This window comes from Enterocloster sp. HCN-30185 (genome assembly GCF_037890305.1).
Classification (GTDB): Bacteria; Bacillota; Clostridia; order Lachnospirales; family Lachnospiraceae; genus Enterocloster.
This window is the reverse complement of record NZ_JBBKBT010000011.1, coordinates 1-21,447: the sequence shown is the minus strand read 5'-3', so window position 1 is coordinate 21,447 and position 21,447 is coordinate 1. Positions and strand designations below refer to the sequence as shown.

Below are 21,447 nucleotides of genomic sequence, written 5' to 3'. Positions count from 1 at the left end.
ATCCTCATGCCGGAATATGAAAAAGGTGCATCCATCTGTAAATTTGGGGATGTATTGAGGACGTTCAGCCGGATTCTTATATGTATCTTTGAGCTTTTCATAATAGAATTGTATCGTTTCTTCTATAATATTTGCGAATAAGGTTATAAAGACTGCTTTGTATAACTTACCTGCGGTGATATTACATTAGCGCAACCGCAGTATTTATCCTTTCTTGCCATTTTTCGCATTGCAATCAAAGCGGCCAACATGATCAAAGGAAATATGCATCCCATCAATAAACCTGTCTGAAGATTATCTCCTGCCTGCTGCGAAAAATATCCCACCATACTCGGACCCAAAGCACCACCCATATCTCCGGCTACAGCCAGCAGTGCAAACAAGGCTGTACCTCCTTTTGGAATCCTCGGAACAGTAATGCTGATACTTCCGGGCCACATAATACCAACTGAGAAGCCACATATGATACATCCAATCAACCCCAAAATCGGCATTGCAGACAGACCAACAAAAAGATAGCTCAATACACAAAGAACTCCCGATACCTGCATGAACTTTGTCAAATCTATCTTATCACCAAATTTGCCGTACAGCACACGGGCAATTCCCATTGTGATCGCAAACAAACACGGCCCCGCCAAATCGCCAACGGATTTTGTTAATCCTAATGCAGATTCTGCAAAAGCTGATGCCCACTGAGCCATTGACATTTCAGAAGCTCCGGCGCAAATCATCAGGATAATTGCAACTCCGAAAAAATGATTCGGGATACAAAATCCTATTTTCATAACCAGCAATGACAACCCCAGCCCCAAGCCCCAAACAACCATTTTTGTACCTTGCTTCATTTAAAATCACCCCCAGTACAACCGTTCCTGTTTATGCAATACATATCCTCTGCCGGATAAGGCCGGAAATCAGTATAGCCGCTGCTCCTCACGTATACATCCGGCAGAAATACAGCGTATTGGTATCCGCATCATATAACCCCAGATCAAAATTAAAAGAATTTCTATGAAGAATATCCGCTCCGGATGCTTCACCCATTTTTATCTGCCTGTCGATTAACCGATAGTAACCGTTCCGGATTTCCGGAATCAATGGATTACCATCCTGATCGGTCAAATATGGCCCATATTTTCCTCCCCCATCCTCTGTGCCATAAACCAGAGTTTTCACGGTTTCATCCAACGGAAAAGCGTTCCATTTATTCTCCTGAATTTCTTTTAAAACCGCATCCTCCTTAAAATGAAGCACAATACAGGAAGTACCGTCCCCGTTCCCGCTGTGGGTGTCATAGTTTAATATCTCACTTCCCCCGGACGCGTCCAGAGAAAGGACTTCTGAAACAATATCCCGCGTATCTTTCCTACCGCAGGCTGTTATTGACATTATTAAAATTATAAATGCAATCCAGATTGATACATATTTTCCGATGGCTGTCTAAATTGCTTCTATATCCATCCGGCTTCCTCCATAAAGTGAACTGTAAACCTTGGATTTTATCTATTTGCATAATCAATCATAATTTTTTTACAGCTGCTGCACTGATAAGCTTCGCAATGAGGTATCCCCCCTGAGCCTTTGCTTAATTCCAGATCACCATGTTTTTTAATTCGGAAAATATTACCATCCGGGTTGTCAATTGCAAACGTAATATCTCTAGAACTCATTAAAAATCCTTTTTTCATTTCTTCACCACAATATGGGCACTTCATATTATTTCACCTCCGCAAATTTGATTGTTCCTACAATCTTTATGTTTCCTCCGTTTTGAAATATATCTGAGCAATTATACTGCCATTTTCCCTTTTCCAATGGTATCTCTTTAGTAAAATTGGTCGAACCAATTAATTTTTATATAACCCTTTCCAGCTTGGCAAACTGAACATTATGTTTATAAAAGTTTTATTAAAAGCAATAATATTTCCAGTTTGCAAAAAACCGGAGCCCATTTCTTTTCCACACTTAGGACAGTTCATCTGCCGGCACCTCCCTATTAAGCCAGACTTCCTTAGATTACCGATTTATTTTTTCTTAATGGTAATGCTATTAAATTCCCCAATAGTGCGATAACTGCGTATCCAACTACATATACCCATGCACTTGAGTTATAAAATATAAATATAGATGGGGTAAACATAATTGCTGCAATCAAAATATACCAAAAATCAAAGCCATTCCTGATTCCATAAAAAACAGATGTTATTAAACATATCAGAGGAATAATCATTAACATCACAATCACTGCACTTCCTGTATCTTTTATAAACCGGGGAATGATATAAAAATCTATAAACAATAAAATGTAAAAAATAATGTTCTTTTTTAATCCAGCCATAATTTCCTCCGTTGAACGCTTATGCTTCTAATGAATACAAATACGCAAGCAGTTCTTCCTTACCAAGCGGCTCACAGTGGCTTAATATACAGTATTCACAATCAACCGACTGAATTGTCTGTATCAAAGAATGCAGCTTATTCTTATCCATATATCCGTCATTAAAAAAATCCTCACTTGTGGAATCTCCTAAAAACAATACTCCTTCTTCCGGCACATAAACACAGACCGTATCCTCTGAATGCGGTGAAACTGTATGAAAGATTCGGGCCGTAAGCCCTCCTAAATCCAGCGTCATTTTATCTGAAAATGCTATATCTGACAGCACAATATTTAATTTCTCCTGTCCGTAATACTCTTTTCTAAAATGTTCATCTTCTTTTTTCAGATCTTCCATATAACCGGAGTCCCTCGCCTGTTCCTGCTGATCTTTGAGAAACTCATTTGTTTTGTCATGGGCAATGCTTATTCCGCTGATGGCATGCATACCAAACGTATGGTCATAATGCCAGTGTGTAATTACAGTAAAATCAGGTTTTCTAAAATGCTCTGATTCGACTGCCTCATAAAAATCCTGAACATGAGCAGCGGAATACCCGGCGTCAACCGCCAGAGATAATTTATCCCCTTTAAGATAAGCTAACATAGGCCGGTCTGCTTCAGGGTCATGTTCTAAAAAATAAATTCTGTTCGTTAATTTGTTTAATTTCATTTTCAATCTTCTCCTCCTTCGTCAATCTTCTCTCCTGAGAGAGAAAACCGGCAAACTCCTCCGTCGAAACCTCGCCCCAGTTTCTATAGGAAATGACGCTTCTTTTTCTTACCGCATGCTCCGGAAGCTTTATGGCATAAACCGATATCCAGCATAAAACCAACACAGATTACCTCCCTGTTCTTTGCGGCTTTCATGGAAGCCGCTTCACTCTCTCCAAATAATACCTCTATCATTTATCCTGTCCACATCCCCTGTGATCCAATTTTGCTTTTTCCGTGCACTCCTTAACAAATTCGCTCTTGGCGTCGGTATAAGCATCCCTGTTGTGTTCGTATTTCTTCCACAATGACAGCTTTAACGCCTCGTACTCTTTAGCGGCAGCAGGGTTTCCCTTCAAATAATCACGAAAATACAGCTCATCATGATCCCCATAATACCGCAAATGCAAATGAAATACCTTTTCCGCAAATCCATTCTCTGTATAGCCCTTATTGAATGATTTTCTGTTATCCCTTTCCGACATACAGATATATCCATGACGGGTTAACACCTCTTTTACATATTCCATAGAAGCTGTCTTCGGTATTTCCACCAGAATATCAATAATGGGCTTTGCCCAGATACCGGGAACCGCAGTGCTTCCCACATGACTGATCCGTACATCGGGCATCTGCAGAAATGTTTCGATCCGTCTTTTCTCCTGTGCATACCAATCGCTCCAATACGTCTTATGCTCAGAAAGAATAACCGGAAATAATTCCCACAATTCATTTAATGTCATTTCTGATAATGATTTATTCACAGACCCTCCTCATTTTAACTGCGCAAAATCATACGCCTGAGTAATCCAGTCAAACAGCTCCTCATCCAGATCAGAGGGCTTACTGATCACAAAATGAGTGATCCATCTGCCCTGATATGGCTCTGTCTTTACAGCCACACGATCCGAATTTAAAGACTCTGCCAGTCCCTGAGTCAGTACAAAATAGCTTTCTGGAAGCTCTGCCTTCTTTTTCACTCTCAGAAATGACACACAGGCGTAGAGGTGTCTGTTATAAAAAGAAATCTGTGATTTCTGCACCTTTATTCTGGTTTCCGGAAAACGTGAAACCAGCATTTAAACAAAACATTCATACAGCGGATATGTATCCGGGCAGGAATCAAAAAACTGTCTGGCGTCCTGTACCGTATGATCCATAAAAACACTCCCTTCTGCCAGCGTTTCATATTTTTTCGGATTTATGTGTCTTATGCCCGAATAACACAAACAGAAACGAAACCAAGCATCTCAGCCATCCGATCAACGGGAGGGAAAAACCAAAGCGTTCCCTCAAATAGAAAGAAAAATCCACGAAAAAACCCGTCCATTCCAGCGGCTTCCACAGGTACATAAACACAATAGCTCCAGGTCCCGTTACCGCACCAAGAAGTGATTGAACCAGAAGCAGAAGTATTCCATAGGCAGAAAGCACAAATGCAGAAATAAATATCTCCTTTTTTGACAGTCCCCGGAGAAGAAGCATTCCGCCCAGTATCAAAACTGCCATAGTGATTCCCGCGCCTGTAAACAGCGATACCCTTTTGTCAATCACTCCCGGTTGGATTATGCCAAAACCAAGCACGATTCTTGTATAAATCGGGGCATAGAGAAAGCCTGCAATTACCGCGATCAGCGGAACTCTCCAGATACTGTTTCCGTATTTTTTTAATTTTTCCATAAAAGCACACCCCCATCTCTTTAAAAAAATTATCTCCCGGCCTTATAAAACGGACAAGCTTTCTGAATACATTGATTGTTCCGGTCGGAGCGCGTACAGGAAAACTCTTTTATTTCCATATGGACTCCAAGCTTTTCCTCAGTGAACCTTACCGCCTCTATGATCGACAGGTAGGAATCCCGTTTACAGCAGCGAGGGCCTCCCGCTTCACCAATCTTTTGAAGCGCCCTTGCTGTCATCTGATTGGACAATCCCCATTCTTTTTCTGCCAGAGGAGTGGATTTTGTAACAATCGACAGATACATCCCCGTACTGATCCCTGCTCCGCAGGCTCCCCAAAAACCACAGGCTCCTCCGGGAACCTCTTTTCCGCGGCGGTACATCTCCGGCAGAGCCTTCCAAAGCTCCACCTTTCCCCCTGCATTATGATAGGCAGTAAGAAGCGCAGCTCCGACCATTACATGATGCTCCGGTCCATGCATATGGCAAAAAGGCATCGCCATCATTTTGTCAATTATCTTAATAGGATTTTTGCTGTGTTCATGCAGACACAGCCCGATTATACTGTCCATCCCCTGAGTATGACACTCACTGCACACATAATGCCCCTGAATACAGCGTGTTTTACTGCTTTCTTTTTTATGGCAGACCGCACATTCCATCAAAACATCCTCCTCCAGATATTCTAATGGCTGACGGCAGATCAGACATTCCTCTTTCATTGTATAGTTCTCCTTTATCACTCATTTCTATAATTATAAGATACAGGAAATATGCATAAAAGCAAAGGGATTTTTCTTTACATTCTCTTTACAGGCCCCCGCTTCATGTTGCAAATGCAACAGATATGTTTTATAATAACAACAGTTTACATCTAAACTACCAAAAGAAGGGATTCCCATATGACAGACTTTTTTCAGAAAAACCTATTTAAAAACATCTCATTAGATGAGTACAAACATCTGATCTCCTGCATGGAGGGGCGGATAAAAACCTTCCGGCCGGATGAAACCATCTGCTGCTATGACTCAGGCTCTCAGGAAATCGGCATTATAGGCCGGGGAAGAGCTTCTGTAGTACGTTTCGAATACAACGGGGCCAGGACCATTTTGGAACAACTGGTTCCCCAGAGCATCTTCGGCTCCATGCTCTCCTACGAAAGCAGCGACCAGACCGGCGTGAGTGTCATCTGCGATACGGAATGTGATGTCCTTTTTATTAAATACGACCGCATCTGTGCTTCCTGCGCAAATGCCTGCGCCTTTCACCACCAGCTTACAAGAAACCTTATAGATCTGATCTCCTGCCGGGCCAGAGATCTAAGCCGCAGGGTAGAGGTTCTTTCCCAGCGTACCATCCGTGACAAGCTCATGTGCTTTTTTTCCCAACAGGCTGTCCATTTTGGCTCTTCTGCCTTCCAGCTTCCCTTTACCATGGTAGATCTGGCTGATTATCTTTCTATTGACCGCAGCGCCATGACGCGGGAACTGAAAAAGATGAAGGATGAAAAACTGGTGGAAATTGACCGGAAATCAATCCGGCTGCTGGTATAGGTATTTTACGGGCACAACGAAAGACAGCGCCTGGGAAAATTTCCTCAGACGCTGTCTTTTTATTCAGAGATCAAAACAATCCTATTCTTCTACTACAGAAAACAGATCCTTGCCAACTCCGCAGATCGGACATACCCAATCCTCAGGAATATCCTCAAACGCTGTACCGGGAGCAATACCGCTGTCCGGATCTCCTAACTCAGGGTCGTAAATATATCCACATGGATCACATACATATTTCTTCATAATTTAAAATCTCCTTTCGTAAATCTAGAGTTATCTTACCACAAGTATCTGCTGTTTTCTGTGATATATGCAACATTTATCATTTTATTTATTCTTCTTTTGCTGCGGCTCTTGCTTCGATTTCACGCTTCTGAACATCGCCGGGAGCCTGCTCATAACGACTGAATTCATAGGAGTAGTCTCCCAGACCGCCGGTCATGGAACGAAGATCGGTATTGTAGCCAAACAGCTCAGACATTGGGATATCTGCCTCAATGACCTGTTTGCCATGGTGATCGGATTCCATGCCAAGAACACGGCCTCTTCTGCGGTTTAAGTCACCCATAACATCACCGGTGAAACGATCCGGAACGGTTACCTTCAGAGAAGCAATCGGCTCCAGAAGAACCGGATTGGCATCCACGAATCCCTGCTTAAAAGCCAGAATAGTAGCCATCTTAAATGCCATCTCAGAGGAATCTACCGGATGGTAGGAACCGTCTAACAGAGTCGCCTTTAAGCCGACTACCGGATAACCGGCCAGAGGCCCCTTCTGTACGCACTCCTGAAGACCCTTCTCAACTGCGGGGAAGTAATTCTTCGGTACGGAACCGCCGAATACCTTCTCCTCAAATACATACGGTGTCTCCAGATCGCCGGAGGGCTCAAACTCCATGATAACATCGCCGTACTGTCCATGGCCGCCGGACTGCTTTTTGTGCTTGCCCTGTACCTTTACCTTCTTTCGCAAGGTCTCGCGGAAGGCAAATTTCGGCTTGGAAAGCTCAACTGCCACCTTATAACGAGACTGCAGCTTGCTTACCACTACATCCAGCTGCTGGTCGCCGATTCCATAGATCAGAGACTGGCGGTTTTCTGCGTCATTTTTAACGATCAGGGTCAGATCCTCTTCCATCATACGTGCCAGAGCGGTGGATACCTTGTCATCCTCGCCCTTATTTACTGCCTTGTAGGCCATATATGTATATGGAGTGGAAATCTGAGGCTTGTGGTATACGATCGGTGCGGTGCGCACTGCCATGGTGTCTCCGGTCTGAGTCACTGTAAGCTTTGCCACTGCTCCGATATCACCGGCCTTTAACTCGGAAACCTCGATCACGTCCTTACCGCGGAGCACATAAAGCTTTCCGATTTTCTCCTCAGCATCCTTATTTACATTATATACCGTTGTGTCTCCCTTTAACGTACCGGTACAGATCTTCATCAGAGAATATTTTCCAATAAATGGATCTACAATGGTCTTAAATACTCTTGCAGACAGGGATACATCATCATTGTACTTTGCAGTAAAGCGTTCGCCTGTGGATACGTCTACGCCAATACACTCAAAATGATCCGGTGACGGGAAGTATTTGTCCATGGCCTGCAAAAGCACCTTAAATCCCTGGCAGTTAATGCCGGAACCCATCATAACAGGAACGATATCGCCCTCGATTACATGAGTTCTGAGTGCCTGTGAAATTTCTTCCTGCGTAAACTCTTCGCCCAGGAAGTAGCGTTCCATATATTCCTCACTGGTCTCTGCAACGGCCTCGATGAGAGCGTCCCTTGCGATGGTCAGGTTCTTCTGAACATAGTCGGGAATCTCGCACTCCTCATAATCGCTTAAAGTAGTAAAACGGCGTCCTGCCATCTTAACCACGTTGACAAAGCCCACGAATTTTTCATTTTCACGAATAGGCAGCTGGAACGGAGCGATCTTACGTCCGAACTTCTTTTCCAGCTTTACCACCAGCTCACGATAGCTGGCATGATCATCATCCATATTGGTGACGAAAATCAGTCTGGGCAGATTGTACTTTTCGCACATCTCCCATGCTCTCTCTGTGCCGGGTTCAATGCCGGCCTTGCAGTTTACAACGATAATGGCAGCGTCTGCTACGCTGATAGCTTCCTCTGCTTCTCCCACGAAATCAAAAAATCCGGGAGTATCCAGGAGATTGATCTTAACAGGCCCGTTTTCGCCTTCATATTCCAGAGGAATGAGGGTGGTGGAAATGGAGAACTGCCTCTTGATCTCTTCTTTGTCATAATCACTGATGGTGTTGCCGTCGGGCACCTTACCCATACGCTTTGTTACACCTGTAATAAATGCCAGAGCCTCCGCAACGGTCGTCTTACCGGCGCCTCCGTGTCCAAGTAATACAACGTTGCGGATTTGTTCAGTACCATATACGTTCATAAACTTCCCTCCTGTGCATATTTATTTAAGCCATGTGTCTATTCTACTAAATTTTTCAGAATTTTTCAAGCTTTTTGACTTATTTGCACAATGAAATTTTTATTTTTATTTTAATGTCCGTGAAAGATCATAAAATTAAACTGGCTTTTCCAATTCTTTGACATTTTTTGCTTACACACCTTTGCGCCGCATGATGATTTTGTACATAAAAGTGTGAAACTTTAAAGTAATAAAGTGTTGACATTTTCAGACACAGGCTTTAAACTGAAGGATATCAGAAAAAAGAGGTTAGGGCAGACAGCAGTGTCCCTACGAAAAGGAGAAGACAAATGATCATTATCATGAAGCCAGACGCCTCCAAAGAGGCTGTAAAAAAAGTAACCGATCTGATTGAAGCAAAAGGACTTCAGCCCCATCTTTCCGAGGGCTCCCAGGTAACCATCGTAGGCGTGGTAGGCGATAAGACAAAGCTGATGGGAAGCAACATCGAAATGAGCGAAGGCGTAGACAAGGTTGTTTCCGTCACTGAATCCTATAAGCTTGTAAATAAGAAATTCCATCCGGATGATTCTGTGATCCCGGTAGGCAATACCCATATCGGCCCTGGGACGCTCACCGTTATGGCCGGCCCCTGTGCCATTGAGTCAAGAGAACAGTTAATGGAAACCGCCTTTGCAGTAAAGAAAGCCGGAGCTACCTTCCTCCGGGGCGGCGCTTACAAGCCCCGTACTTCTCCCTACTCCTTCCAGGGCTTAGAGGAAGAGGGCTTAAAATATATGAAGGAAGCCAGAGAAGCCACCGGTTTAAATGTGATCTGCGAGGTCACCAGCGCCCACGCCATCGAGGCTGCCTCCAAATATGTGGATATGCTCCAGATCGGCGCCAGAAATATGCAGAATTTTGAGCTTTTAAAGGAGGCAGGAAAATCCGGTATGCCCGTTCTCTTAAAGAGAGGCCTGTGCGCTACCATTGATGAATGGCTCAATGCAGCAGAGTACATCATTTCTGAGGGGAATCCAAATATCGTACTCTGCGAGCGCGGTATCCGCACCTATGAGACCTCTACCCGCAACACTCTGGACATCAGCGCCGTGCCTGTGATCCGCCAGAAGAGCCATCTCCCTATTATCGTAGACCCCAGCCATGCCACCGGTGTAAGAGCCTATGTAGAGCCTCTGGCAAAGGCTGCGATCGCCGTAGGAGCAGACGGATTGATGATCGAGGTTCACCCAAATCCGGCCTGCGCCCTGTCTGACGGCCCCCAGTCTCTGACCTTTGACGCCTTTGAAAAGCTCATGGCCGACTTAAAGCCATACTGTGATCTGGCAGGCAGAACGGTCACACGGTAAAAGGGAAATCTTAAGATAAAGGGGGCTGCATCTTATGGAACAATTTACAATCAAGGACTCCACTATAGCCTTTATCGGTCTGGGACTGATCGGCGGTTCCCTTGCAAGGGGGCTCAAGCGGGCCCGTCCAGATATCCGCATTATGGCCTATATGCGGACCCGCTCCAAATTAGAGCAGGCCAAAAAAGACGGTATTATAGACGTGATCTTAAATGGGATCGGGGAAGAGCTCCTGGAATGTGATATCATTTTCCTATGTACTCCTGTGGAGTATAATGCCCAGTATCTCTCTGCCATCCGCCCCTATTTAAAACCGGGAGCATTGATCACAGATGTAGGGAGCACCAAAACAGATATCCATAAAGAAATCCTGCGCCAGGGCCTTTCCCACTGTTTTGTGGGAGGCCATCCCATGGCCGGATCCGAAAAAACAGGCTATGAACATTCTACAGATCATCTTTTGGAAAATGCCTATTATATTGTGACCCCGCCAGAAGGCCTGACAGAGCCCTCTGCATCCTATTCGGACAACGTCTGCCGTCTGCTGGCAGTGGCTCAGGCTGTGGGAGCAATCCCTCTGGTGCTGGATTACAGGGAGCATGACCGGGTAACGGCCGCCATCAGCCATCTGCCCCATCTGGTGGCCTCCAGCTTAGTAAACCTGGTAAAGGACAGCGATTCCCCGGAAGGCATCATGCGCAGGGTCGCAGCAGGCGGCTTTAAGGACATTACCCGCATCGCCTCCTGCTCTCCTGAAATGTGGGAGCAGATCTGCATGACAAACGCCGGGCCCATCGGAGATATGCTGGAGCAGTATATCGGCTCCCTTCAGGATATTCTGGATCAGATCCGCGGACACAAGGACAAAGAGATTTACCGGCTGTTTGAAAAATCACGCTCCTACCGAGATTCCATTACAGACCGGGCAAAAGGCCCTATCGAACCCTCCTATGAATTTTCAGTTGATGTGGTGGACGAGGTGGGATCCATTTCTACTATTGCCGTTATTTTAGCCGCAAAGGGCATCAGTATTAAAAATATCGGCATCAACAACAACAGAGAACACGGCGAAGGCGCTTTAAAAATTGCCTTTTATGACGAGGCTTCCATGAAGGAGGCCTGGGAACGGCTTGAAAAATACAAGTTTGAGCTGGTGCGGCTGTAAAACAGAAAGGAATCATATTTTATGGAACTGAAAAAATGGGGTCCCCTCCGGGGCGAAATCACAGTTCCCGGTGATAAATCCATTTCCCACCGGGCGGTTATGTTCGGCTCTCTTGCAAAGGGAACCACGGAAATCCACGGCTTTCTTCAGGGCGCCGACTGTCTTTCTACCATCTCCTGTTTTGAAAAAATGGGCGTTTCCATTGAAAATAAAGGGGATGTGGTTCTGGTACATGGAAACGGCCTTCACGGCCTAAAAAAACCAGAAACTATATTGGACTGCGGAAACAGCGGCACCACCACCCGCCTGATCTCAGGCATCCTCAGCGCACAGGATTTTGACGTTACTCTCACAGGAGATGCTTCTATCCAGAAACGGCCCATGAAACGGATTATGGAGCCCCTTTCCCGGATGGGAGCCGATATCACAAGCATCCGGGGAAATGACTGTGCTCCGCTCCTGATCCGTGGTACAAAGCTTCATGGGATCCATTACACCTCAAAGGTGGCCTCTGCCCAGGTAAAATCCGCCATTCTGCTGGCAGGCCTTTATGCCGACGGAATAACCCAGGTCACAGAGCCCTTTGTATCAAGAAATCATTCCGAACGGATGCTAAAGCTATTTGGAGCCTCTGTTTCCACAGAAGGGACAACCGCCTCTATCTCCCCTGCCACCCAGCTCTACGGACAAAAGGTCATGGTGCCGGGAGATATTTCCTCCGCCGCCTACTTTATCGCAGCCGGTCTGATGGTTCCCGGCTCTGAAATCCTGATCAAAAATGTAGGCATCAATCCTACCAGAGACGGGCTTCTCCATGTATGCCGCGCCATGGGAGCCGATCTGACCCTTTTAAATGTACGGGGCCAGGAGGGAGAACCAACGGCAGATATCCTGGTTCGCCACAGCGCCCTTCACGGAACCACCGTCGGCGGTGCCATCATTCCTACCCTCATTGACGAGCTTCCCATGATCGCTGCCATGGCGGCTGCGGCAGAAGGGGAAACAAGGATCTGTGATGCAGGGGAATTAAAAGTCAAGGAATCCAACCGCATTGCCGTCATGGTTGAAAACCTCACTGCCATGGGCGCTGATGTGACTGAAACAGAGGACGGCATGATCATCCGCGGCGGAAAGCCCCTCCATGGAGCTGTGATCAACAGCCACTTAGATCACCGGATCGCCATGACCTTTGCTGTGACCGCCCAGTGTGCGGAAGGACTCACAACCATACAGGGCGCGGACTGTGTCAATATCTCCTATCCCCGCTTCTATGAGGAGCTGATGGGACTGATTCAAAAGAGAGGCGTTTGTTAATGGATTTACAGTTAGTAAAAATGGGGCCTGAATACCGGGAAATGGCCGAGGATATGCTCCGTGAATGGAAGGCCTCCGGTGAAGCCATCATCCCAAGTGCTATTGATCAGGCAGACATTCATGATTTCCCAGCCTATTTAGACAGCCTGGAGCTTACGGAGGCGGTTCCCGGCCTGGTGCCCGATTCTACCTTTTTCTGCCTGGATAAAGAGAGAAATATCCTGGTGGGAGCCATCAATATCCGTCATTATTTAAATGACCATCTTTTAAAATTCGGCGGCCACATCGGAGACGGGGTACGTCCTTCTGAACGCCGGAAGGGAATTGCTACCCGGATGATTGCCCTGGGACTTGAGGAATGTAAAAAACTGGGTATCACCCGTGTCCTTATGACCTGCAAAAAGGAAAATACAGGCTCTGCCAAAAGTATTATGAACAACGGCGGCATCCTTGAAAATGAAATTGAAAAAGAAGACGGAACCGTGATGCAGCGGTACTGGATCACGCTGTAACCAAAAGAAATCCCCTGTAACCGGCCAGCCGGAATGTATCATTCTGACTGCCTGATTACAGGGGATGTTTTTTAAATTTTATTTTGCAGGATAAAATCCGGTGGGAACTTCTGCCAGATTGATCATGATATTCTTCATCTGGGTGTAGTGATCCAGGATTACCTTGTGGGTTTCACGTCCAATGCCGGACTGCTTATATCCGCCAAAGGGGGCTCCCTCAGGGATTGCATTATAGGTATTTACCCACATGCGGCCTGTTTCCACGCCTCTTGCCACGCGCAAGGCACGATTGATATCTCTGGTCCATACAGCACCGCCCAGTCCGTACTCACTGTCATTTGCCATGGCAATGACCTCTTCCTCTGTCTTAAACTTCAGGATGCAGGCCACCGGTCCGAAAATTTCCTCCTGAGCCACTCTCATGTGGTTGGTAACATCACCTAAGAGGGTAGGACGAAGGAAGCAGCCCTTTTCCAGCTCGCCCTCTTTGGCCTGAACACCGCCGCAGAGCAGCTTTGCGCCCTCTTCTTTGCCGATTTCCACATATTTTAAGATCTTCTCCATCTGACGGCGGTCGATCTGGCTGCCCATCTGGGTATCTTCTTCCCATGGAAGTCCAACCTTCACCTGGTTAAAGCGCTTGACAGCCTCCTCTACGAAGAGGTCGTAAATGCTCTCCTGGACGAACACGCGGGAGCCTGCGCAGCAGACCTGACCCTGGTTGAACAGGATACCCATCTGCAGGCCGTCCATAGCCATCTCCCAATCACAGTCCTCAAAGAAGATATTGGCAGATTTTCCGCCCAGCTCCAGCGTGGATGGGATCAGTTTTTCAGCCGCTGCCATAGCTACGCTGCGTCCTACCTCGGTAGAACCGGTAAATGCCAGCTTTCTAAAGCCCTTGTGTTCCAGCATATACTGGCCGGAACGGGAGCCGGAGCCTGTAATTACATTGAATACGCCTGCCGGGATTACATCCTGCACCAGTCTTGCAAATTCCAGTACGCTTAAGGAAGTGGTGCTGGATGGCTTAAATACGCTGCAGCAGCCGCTTGCCAGCACAGGAGCCAGCTTCCAGGCAGCCATAAGGAAGGGGAAGTTCCATGGGACGATCTGGCCTACCACGCCGATGGGTTCTCTTAAGATCAGGCTTAAGGTCGTATTTCCCAGCATATTGGCGCTTCCCTCTTCCGCCAGGATACAGCCTGCGAAGTAGCGGAAATGATCTGCCGCCATAGGCACGTCAACGGCCAGCGTCTCACGGATAGGCTTTCCGTTGTCCATAGACTCTACCATAGCCAGATGCTCCTTATTGGCGTCAATGATATCTGCAATCTTATTTAAGACAGCGGCCCGCTCTGCCACGGTTGTATTCTTCCAGCTTTCAAATGCTTTCCAGGCTGCAGCTACCGCCTCATCTACATCCTCTCTTGTAGCCTCGGCGCACTCTGCCAGAAAGCTCCCGTCTGCAGGACAGGTGGTCTTAAAAAGCTTCCCGTCTGAAGCGTCCTTCCACTGTCCTCCGATCAATAACTGATATTTACTCTGAAGCTCTGCTTTCTTCATAATGATTTCCTCCTTTTTAATACGCAGCTTTATAAATTCCGATTACCTGCTCCTTGGTTGCCTTGCGCGGATTGGTTAACTGGCATACATCCTTCATTGCATTCTCTGCCATGATCTCAAAATCTTCTTCCTTTACGCCCAGACTTCTTAAATCCTTCGGGATTCCTACCTGCTCGCTGAGCTGGCGGATTGCATGAATCGCTTTCTTTGCAGCCTCTGTGGCGGAAAGCCCTTCAATATTTTCGCCCATTGCCTTGGCAATATCGCGGAAACGGTTCATATTTCCGATCAGGTTAAATTCTTCTACATGAGGAAGCAGGATCGCGTTGCAGACGCCGTGAGGCAGATTATAAAAGCCGCCCAGCTGATGGGCCATGGCGTGTACATAGCCAAGTGACGCATTGTTAAAAGCAATACCTGCCAGATACTGACCGTAAGCCATCTTATCTCTGGCCTTCATATAGGTACCGTTTGCTACTGCCTTTGGCAAATACTGGGTAATCATGGTAATGGCCATCAGAGCCGCCGCATCGGTCAGCGGGTTAGCATTGGTTGATACATAAGCCTCGATAGCGTGTGTCAACGCATCCATCCCCGTTGCAGCAGTCAGTGACGGAGGCATTCCCACCATAAGCTTCGGATCGTTGATTGCGATCTGAGGCGTCACTCTCCAGTCAACGATTGCCATCTTTACATGGCGGCTGGTATCTGTAATAATACAGAAGCGTGTGATCTCAGACGCCGTTCCTGCGGTTGTATTGATTGCGACCATGGGACACATATTCTTTGTGGAACGGTCGATTCCTTCATAATCCCGTATATTTCCTCCGTTGGAAGCTACAAGGCCGATCCCCTTTGCACAGTCATGGGAAGAGCCGCCGCCTAAAGAGATAATGGAATCACAGCCGTTTTCCTTAAATACCCTTAATCCGGCTTCTACATTGGTATCCTTGGGGTTTGGCTCTGCGCCCCCAAATACTACGCTCTCTACTCCGGCTTCGGATAAAATTCCCTGGATCATGGCTGCCATTCCCTGTTTCTCCAGGAATGCATCCGTAACGATCAGTGTCTTTTTGCCTCCCAGGCTCTTCATCAGACCGCCTGTTTCATAACCCCTGTGCGATCCGTTACCCCCGTGACACCATCATCCTACCACCCATCTGCGCTCTTTAAAACAGCCAAAACAAAATAATAAAAGGATGCCAGTTTAGCATCCTTTACCATTGCATAAATACATTTCCAAGTCTTCGGACCGCTTCACGAAGCCGTCCCTCATCCATATCGCTGTAATTGAGCACCAGTACCCTTTCATACTCCGGACGCACCCTGGTACAAAACTGGGACAGACAGGCTACTAAAATCCCCTGCTGCTTCGCTTTCTCACGAATCTGTCCGTCTGTGAGAGACGTATCCAGCTTTACCAGCAAATGGGTTCCGCTCTCTCCGCCCCGTACATCTGCTACCGGGAGCAGGGAGGACTGGCGGATGATCCGGATCAGCCGTTCCCCCTCTGTGTGATAATATTTCTTAAGGCGGCTCAGATGACGCTCAAAATACCCTTTCTCCATAAACTTTGCCAGAGCATACTGCTCACATGCAGAGGCTGTGTTGGAATAGAAATTGGCATTATCAATATACCGGCTGATCAGCGCTTCCGGCAGTACCATGTAGCTGATCCGGATCGCAGGAGCCAGAGTTTTGCTGAAAGTATTCATATAGATCACCCTCCCATTCCGATCCATGCTCTTTAGGGCAGGGATTGAGCGGGAACGGTAGCGGAACTCGCAGTCATAATCATCCTCGATCACATATCTGCCTTCCTTTTCTACGGCCCAATTTAAAAGCTCCTGTCTTCTTGCGGCAGACATGACTGTCCCCAGAGGATAATGATGCTCCGGTGACACATGGATCACATCTGCCCCGCTTTCTCTTAAGCTTTCCATACTGATCCCATTTTCATCCATTTCCGTATATCTCCAGGATAGACCATATTCCTCGTAGATCCTGGGAATCTTTTTGTATCCCGGATTTTCCACCCCATAAATAGAGTCTCCGGGAAGCAGCTTTACAAGCTTTCCATAAAGATATTCAATTCCTGCTCCTATGACAATACATTCCGGAGATACCACAATCCCTCTCAGCCTGTATAAATAGTCTGCAATAACCTCTCTCAGCTGCCTGACTCCCAGAAAATGGGCTCTCTGCACCAGCTCCATATCGTACTCGGAAAGCACCTCCCGCATGACCTTTCGCCACATGGAAAAGGGGAATTTTTCATATATGGTATTGTTAGCCGTAAAATCTGCAAACCACTTCTCCTCCCGGTACAGCTGGGGATATTCTGCTTTCTCAGGATGATACTGATCCATGGTCTCTACGTCTGCTACAAAATAGCCCTTTTTCTCCTTTGCGATCAGATAACCCTCCACCAGGAGCTGTTCATAGGCATTCACCACGGTTTTCACACTGATCCCATTATCTCTGGCAAGCTCTCTTCTGGAAGGCAGCTTTGTTCCCGGCAGGAGACGGCCTCTGAGAATGTCCTCCCTCAGACATTCATAAAGACATTCATAGAGGGGACACCCCCTTTTTTTCACTAATTCATAATGCAGCATTTTTATCTGGTATCCTTTTTTTTATTAAAACTGGGTATTAAATAGAGTTCAATTTCGATTATAATAGGGGTAATGCCATTTGTAAAGGGAGGAAATCGTATGGGAGTCTATGCAGTAACCGGAGGTTCTAACGGAATCGGAGCAAAAACCATTTCCATTTTAAAGCAAAAAGGCCATGAAACCATCAATATAGACTGGAAGCGTGGAGATATTGAAGCAGATCTGTCTCTTCCCGAAGGGAGGCAGAAGGCCATTGACGAGCTTTTCAGCCTCTGCCCTCAGGGACTGGACGGCCTGATCCTCTGTGCCGGCATCCCCGGCTCCCGAAAAGACCTGCGTCTGATCCTTTCCGTCAACTATTTCGGAACCATTTCCATTATAAAAGGCGCCTATGATCTTCTGAAGCAGAAAAACGGCGCCTGTGTCATCTCTGCCTCCAGCGCCATTTCCAGGGAAGATATGAAAACCGATCTGGTAGACCTTTTAAACAACAACAGAGACGATGAATATCGGATCCTTGAGGTGATCGGCCGGATGGATGGAGCAGACTTAAATACTGGGGATCAGATCTACGCTGCCTCCAAGTATGCACTCTGCCGCTGGATGCGCCGCCACTCTGCCTCCTATGCCGCCAACGGCGTTCGGATCAATGCCGTGGCTCCTGGGAATGTAAACACCCCTATGACAGCGACCGGGTCAAAGGATACGGCAGCGGCCTTAAATGCCCTTCCGATCCCCACAAAGTACGGCACAAAAAAGCAGATGGATCCGGAAGAAATCGCTTCTGTGATCACATTTCTCATCTCTCCTGAGGCCAGAGGCGTCAACGGGATCGTCATGTTTGTGGACGGTGGCACAGATGCGCTGTTGAATACGGAAAAGGTTTATTAGAAATTCAGATATAAAAGAAAGAAGGATCAGACACCATGACGGAACATTCTGCCATTGAACGATATATAGAAGCACTTGAAACGAAGGATTTTAAAGCACTGGGGGATTTATTCACTTCAGACGGGCATTACTGCGACTACTGCCCCAACGGAACGTCCCAGCACGAATACCATCTCTACGGAAAAGAAGCAATCACTATGTTTTTTCAGAATAAGTTTCTGTTCCGCCAGTATTCCATCCTAAGCCCGGTCATCTTAAATGAACGCCAGGCAGAGTTCATTGCTTCCTTTGGAGGCTGCTATGTGATGGCGATCGCAAACCTCCAGCAGCTCTCTGCTGACGGCCATATCAGACGGCTTACGGTGCGGCCGCGGTGAGCTGGTTGGAAGCACCGTTTTGCTCAAATAACAAATGCATATTGGAATGCCGATTTAAGGAGTTACAGTTCTTTTCGATATAGTTCCAGGTATCCTTATATGTGCCGGGAACAGCTACTGCCAGGCCGGAAATGAACTCTATAAACGCCTCTGCCCTTCCCTCATACAGATCAGCAAAATTATCGGATCGTATTTCTTTCTCTTCATCCGTAAAATCTTTCAGTTCACCATACAGGACATGTTCCAAATTACAGGAATTGAAATAAATCTGATAAGGGATACCGCGAATTTTTCCTGTTGTCCTCAGCTTGTAAAGGATTTCCCCTTTTCTTTTATTGCGTGCTCTTATTTCCAAAACATTTTTAGCTTCTATATGATCCTCGAAATATCGGACTGCTTCCACATCGGCAGCTCTTACCGCTTCATCCGGAATATACACGCCATCCATATCAACAATATGAACGATCCGGATAAAATCACCCCACTGATACGGATACTTGTTTTTAACTGCCTCAATCTGACCTTTTATTTTCTTTATAATGTTGTCTGCTGAAACATAATCCTTCAGTGTTATATCACCATGTACAACCACAAACTGCACCTCATTACTGGCAAAGTATTCTTTCATAATTGTCCCAAGGGCAGCTTCATCACTTGGTCCTTCTACTATAAATATCACTACTTTTTTCTCAGTCATGCTGTATCGCCCTCCCCGCCTTTCTAAATGCGCGTGCAATACGCAGGCTGTCCGTTTTCTCATAAATCACTTCATCCTGACCACCCACCAGGATTCCTCTCAAATACATATTTCTGAGATTATTTGTAGCTTTTTTATTCTTCATCCGAATATATCTTCTATCCGGATTCGCCGTAGAAAACATGATACTGTCTTTATCCAGCATTTCCAGTGCACGAAGGTTATGAGAGGTAAAGATCAACTGACCTTTTGCACTTTGATTGAAAATATCAAGCAGTTCTCCCAGCATATATTCAAAAATCCCAGCATCCAGTTCATCAATCGCCAAACAGATAGAAGGATTCCCAAATGCCTGGATCAATGCATTTAATATCGAAATAATCTTGATGATCCCCTCTGATTCCATACGAATGGGAATAGCCGGCATATCACCACGGATTGAAACCAGTTCCACTCTGTAGCCATTTTCTCCTGAATCCATCAGCTGCATTCCATAATTATGGACAGCGATTTTCATTCCGGGAATGATTGTATATAAAACCATATTTACCTGATCTACAATCGTATCAAGAAGCTCCTTCTCTTCTTTCCCTAAAACAACCGGCTCAGTTAAAGAAATAGCAAGATCACCTTTCATCCCTATTTCGTTCTGTTCAATTTTAAACGCCATTGGCAGTAAAAAATTTGCTGAAATCACCCCGGAATGCGTGTTTCGTATTACAAACAGATCTTTCAATGCAAACTTGAATAATGCCTTTATGACCTCAGAATAATGTTTGAAATTATTTTCGTAATCACGGCAGAAAATTTCTCTGCTGCTTTCTCCAAATATATAAGAACAATTCGCTTTTTCAGCCATCTTTTTGGCTACAATAAGATCAGTTCTGTTCTCCCGACCGGCTTCAATCACCTCATCTAATCGTTTCTTTGGGGAAAATATATCCGCCCTGTCAATGCGTTTATAATCCATGAATACCGTTTTGTTGCTTCTGGAATTTCCCTGGTTTATCGCACAGCTTAAGGTTTCCCGAACGATCATTGCATATTTTTCACTTTTTTGCAGCACAATCGTGTAACTTATCTCATAAATAACATCTTCCGTAAAAATATTAAAATTTGCAGAAATTTCCCCACAGTCGCTTTTTGTATCAATATAATCCACAATTTTATCCTCAAGCGGATGACCAATCATAATTCTGTGCAGATAATATAATGCATCAATAACTGCCGTCTTCCCTGAACCATTTTGTCCATACACACCCAGCACTTCGGCATTCCTGTAAGAAAGGTGCTTGCGGTAAGTATTCGGCATAATGATTTGACCGTTTCTAACATTTTTAATATTGGAAATCGTCAGCGATGCCAGCCTTACAATACTCTCCATCTATGTCTTCCTCCATGAATCCAATTCTAACATGAACTGCACTCACTTTCAATATTTTTTGTATTTTTGCATTTTTTATTCCTTTTTCCAAAAAACAATTTTGTATATGGATAGGCAAATATCACAGCTGATATGCGCTGCTTCATCTTTACGAACTCATTCTTTTCACTCTGCCTGTTCCTCTTTTATCGCTTTGACTCTAAATACATATATATGATCCCCAATCATCAATATCTTCTAATTTAAAACATATTCCTTTATCTGTCTCCATTTCATAAGTGTCATAGACATTTACGTAATTTCTTACTGAATTTTTTACATCTGTCAATGTAGAGCCCAATCCTATAATATTTTTATTTTTCTTGCTTCATACTCAATTTTTCCAATTCATTAACAAGATCTTTTTCCATACGAAGTTTAAACCGAAAAATTACATTCTTAAACTCATTTATATTTTTGTAACTAACCCCATTCCCCTCTTTCTCTGTAAATCTTAAAATCCCTTCTTTCTCGTCCACTCGTATCATTTTGGCAGCATAAACGTTAGTCCGTAAGTCTATATTTAAAATATTATAAACTTCCTGAATTGTTATTTTCTGAGTTAAGCCTCCTGTGTTTTTTTCAGGGATCCAAATTCTTCCTTTATCTACATCACCCCGCTTCAATTTTGGATACCCTAATTTTTCCAAAACAGGGTCTAGCTCAGCCTTTATAATCTTACTTTTTGAATTGAAAATTCCTATCATAAAAACACCCCACATTATATGTAATTTGTATAAAGAAATACTGCCCTTCATACCCTACGCTTTTTCCGTTATACCT

At 45.4% G+C, this 21,447-nt stretch carries 24 protein-coding genes and 1 pseudogene; 7 read left to right on the top strand and 18 right to left on the bottom strand.

Annotated elements, in window-relative coordinates:
- Window positions 1-143 precede the first annotated feature (143 nt).
- The 10 genes from WKT10_RS11720 to WKT10_RS11675 form a co-directional block, all read right to left on the bottom strand.
- Complete coding sequence (locus WKT10_RS11720) at window positions 144-848, bottom strand: MFS transporter (protein WP_340277343.1); 705 nt, start codon at window positions 846-848, stop codon at window positions 144-146.
- 88 nt (window positions 849-936) lie between these two features.
- On the bottom strand, window positions 937-1,392 hold the full coding sequence (locus WKT10_RS11715; RefSeq protein WP_340277341.1) for a hypothetical protein: 456 nt from the start codon (window positions 1,390-1,392) through the stop codon (window positions 937-939).
- 110 nt (window positions 1,393-1,502) lie between these two features.
- Window positions 1,503-1,718, bottom strand: coding sequence for a PF20097 family protein (locus WKT10_RS11710; protein ID WP_066549095.1), 216 nt, complete (start codon window positions 1,716-1,718; stop codon window positions 1,503-1,505).
- A gap of 296 nt (window positions 1,719-2,014) precedes the next feature.
- Complete coding sequence (locus tag WKT10_RS11705; RefSeq protein WP_337434380.1) at window positions 2,015-2,341, bottom strand: hypothetical protein; 327 nt, start codon at window positions 2,339-2,341, stop codon at window positions 2,015-2,017.
- A gap of 19 nt (window positions 2,342-2,360) precedes the next feature.
- Window positions 2,361-3,053 carry an MBL fold metallo-hydrolase gene (locus WKT10_RS11700; protein ID WP_066549102.1) on the bottom strand — a complete coding sequence of 231 codons (693 nt, stop codon included), beginning with the start codon at window positions 3,051-3,053 and terminating at the stop codon, window positions 2,361-2,363.
- Between the two features lie 83 nt (window positions 3,054-3,136).
- The gene (locus tag WKT10_RS11695; protein WP_340277338.1) at window positions 3,137-3,289 is read right to left on the bottom strand and encodes a hypothetical protein; all 153 of its coding nucleotides are present in this window, start codon (window positions 3,287-3,289) and stop codon (window positions 3,137-3,139) included.
- A complete protein-coding gene (locus WKT10_RS11690) occupies window positions 3,286-3,858 on the bottom strand; it encodes a GrpB family protein (protein WP_340277336.1) in 573 nt (190 codons plus the stop codon). The genes WKT10_RS11695 and WKT10_RS11690 overlap by 4 nt, the downstream gene beginning before the upstream one ends.
- 9 nt (window positions 3,859-3,867) lie before the next feature.
- Window positions 3,868-4,173 carry a DUF5655 domain-containing protein gene (locus WKT10_RS11685; protein WP_340277334.1) on the bottom strand — a complete coding sequence of 102 codons (306 nt, stop codon included), beginning with the start codon at window positions 4,171-4,173 and terminating at the stop codon, window positions 3,868-3,870.
- A gap of 106 nt (window positions 4,174-4,279) precedes the next feature.
- A complete protein-coding gene (locus WKT10_RS11680) occupies window positions 4,280-4,774 on the bottom strand; it encodes a hypothetical protein (RefSeq protein ID WP_340277332.1) in 495 nt (164 codons plus the stop codon).
- Window positions 4,775-4,803: 29 nt separating this feature from the next.
- The gene (locus WKT10_RS11675; protein ID WP_337933003.1) at window positions 4,804-5,496 is read right to left on the bottom strand and encodes a DUF5714 domain-containing protein; all 693 of its coding nucleotides are present in this window, start codon (window positions 5,494-5,496) and stop codon (window positions 4,804-4,806) included.
- 180 nt (window positions 5,497-5,676) lie between these two features.
- Between WKT10_RS11675 and WKT10_RS11670 the strand changes: the two genes are divergently transcribed.
- A complete protein-coding gene (locus WKT10_RS11670) occupies window positions 5,677-6,327 on the top strand; it encodes a Crp/Fnr family transcriptional regulator (protein ID WP_337434385.1) in 651 nt (216 codons plus the stop codon).
- Window positions 6,328-6,408: 81 nt separating this feature from the next.
- Here WKT10_RS11670 and rd read toward each other — a convergent pair whose 3' ends face one another.
- Both rd and WKT10_RS11660 read right to left on the bottom strand, forming a co-directional pair.
- Window positions 6,409-6,573 (bottom strand): rubredoxin, encoded by a 165-nt coding sequence (gene rd, locus WKT10_RS11665; protein WP_066549112.1) that lies wholly within the window; start codon window positions 6,571-6,573, stop codon window positions 6,409-6,411.
- An 88-nt stretch (window positions 6,574-6,661) separates the two neighbouring features.
- A complete protein-coding gene (locus tag WKT10_RS11660; protein ID WP_296038182.1) occupies window positions 6,662-8,755 on the bottom strand; it encodes an elongation factor G in 2,094 nt (697 codons plus the stop codon).
- Window positions 8,756-9,084: 329 nt separating this feature from the next.
- On the opposite strand from WKT10_RS11660, the gene aroF reads away from it, so the two are divergent.
- The 4 genes from aroF to WKT10_RS11640 are packed head-to-tail and all read left to right on the top strand — an operon-like array spanning window position 9,085 to window position 13,095.
- Entirely contained in the window at window positions 9,085-10,104 is a 1,020-nt protein-coding gene (aroF, locus tag WKT10_RS11655) for a 3-deoxy-7-phosphoheptulonate synthase (protein WP_296038184.1), read from the top strand.
- A 34-nt stretch (window positions 10,105-10,138) separates the two neighbouring features.
- Window positions 10,139-11,269 (top strand): prephenate dehydrogenase/arogenate dehydrogenase family protein, encoded by a 1,131-nt coding sequence (locus WKT10_RS11650; RefSeq protein ID WP_340277328.1) that lies wholly within the window; start codon window positions 10,139-10,141, stop codon window positions 11,267-11,269.
- A gap of 21 nt (window positions 11,270-11,290) precedes the next feature.
- Entirely contained in the window at window positions 11,291-12,583 is a 1,293-nt protein-coding gene (gene aroA / locus WKT10_RS11645; protein WP_337434387.1) for a 3-phosphoshikimate 1-carboxyvinyltransferase, read from the top strand.
- A complete protein-coding gene (locus WKT10_RS11640; protein WP_066549130.1) occupies window positions 12,583-13,095 on the top strand; it encodes a GNAT family N-acetyltransferase in 513 nt (170 codons plus the stop codon). Before aroA ends, WKT10_RS11640 begins: the two co-directional genes overlap by 1 nt.
- A gap of 78 nt (window positions 13,096-13,173) precedes the next feature.
- Here WKT10_RS11640 and WKT10_RS11635 read toward each other — a convergent pair whose 3' ends face one another.
- The 3 genes and pseudogenes from WKT10_RS11635 to pdxR all read right to left on the bottom strand — a co-directional run bounded on the left by WKT10_RS11635 (window position 13,174) and on the right by pdxR (window position 17,276).
- The gene (locus tag WKT10_RS11635) at window positions 13,174-14,661 is read right to left on the bottom strand and encodes an aldehyde dehydrogenase family protein (protein ID WP_340277325.1); all 1,488 of its coding nucleotides are present in this window, start codon (window positions 14,659-14,661) and stop codon (window positions 13,174-13,176) included.
- Window positions 14,662-14,677: 16 nt separating this feature from the next.
- Window positions 14,678-15,760 (bottom strand): annotated as a pseudogene (locus WKT10_RS11630) (iron-containing alcohol dehydrogenase); the annotation flags it as partial.
- A gap of 118 nt (window positions 15,761-15,878) precedes the next feature.
- The gene (gene pdxR / locus WKT10_RS11625; protein WP_337434388.1) at window positions 15,879-17,276 is read right to left on the bottom strand and encodes a MocR-like pyridoxine biosynthesis transcription factor PdxR; all 1,398 of its coding nucleotides are present in this window, start codon (window positions 17,274-17,276) and stop codon (window positions 15,879-15,881) included.
- A gap of 99 nt (window positions 17,277-17,375) precedes the next feature.
- Between pdxR and WKT10_RS11620 the strand changes: the two genes are divergently transcribed.
- Together WKT10_RS11620 and WKT10_RS11615 are read left to right on the top strand one after the other, a co-directional pair.
- The gene (locus WKT10_RS11620) at window positions 17,376-18,167 is read left to right on the top strand and encodes an SDR family oxidoreductase (RefSeq protein ID WP_337434389.1); all 792 of its coding nucleotides are present in this window, start codon (window positions 17,376-17,378) and stop codon (window positions 18,165-18,167) included.
- A 35-nt stretch (window positions 18,168-18,202) separates the two neighbouring features.
- A complete protein-coding gene (locus tag WKT10_RS11615; RefSeq protein ID WP_337434390.1) occupies window positions 18,203-18,544 on the top strand; it encodes a nuclear transport factor 2 family protein in 342 nt (113 codons plus the stop codon).
- On the opposite strand, the gene WKT10_RS11610 is transcribed toward WKT10_RS11615, so the two are convergent.
- The 3 genes from WKT10_RS11610 to WKT10_RS11600 all read right to left on the bottom strand — a co-directional run bounded on the left by WKT10_RS11610 (window position 18,525) and on the right by WKT10_RS11600 (window position 21,422).
- Window positions 18,525-19,241, bottom strand: coding sequence for a hypothetical protein (locus tag WKT10_RS11610; protein ID WP_340277323.1), 717 nt, complete (start codon window positions 19,239-19,241; stop codon window positions 18,525-18,527). The two genes, WKT10_RS11615 and WKT10_RS11610, sit on opposite strands and share 20 nt — an antisense overlap.
- Window positions 19,234-20,625 carry an AAA family ATPase gene (locus tag WKT10_RS11605; RefSeq protein ID WP_340277322.1) on the bottom strand — a complete coding sequence of 464 codons (1,392 nt, stop codon included), beginning with the start codon at window positions 20,623-20,625 and terminating at the stop codon, window positions 19,234-19,236. Before WKT10_RS11605 ends, WKT10_RS11610 begins: the two co-directional genes overlap by 8 nt.
- 353 nt (window positions 20,626-20,978) lie before the next feature.
- Window positions 20,979-21,422 carry a hypothetical protein gene (locus WKT10_RS11600; RefSeq protein ID WP_340277320.1) on the bottom strand — a complete coding sequence of 148 codons (444 nt, stop codon included), beginning with the start codon at window positions 21,420-21,422 and terminating at the stop codon, window positions 20,979-20,981.
- Window positions 21,423-21,447 lie beyond the last annotated feature (25 nt).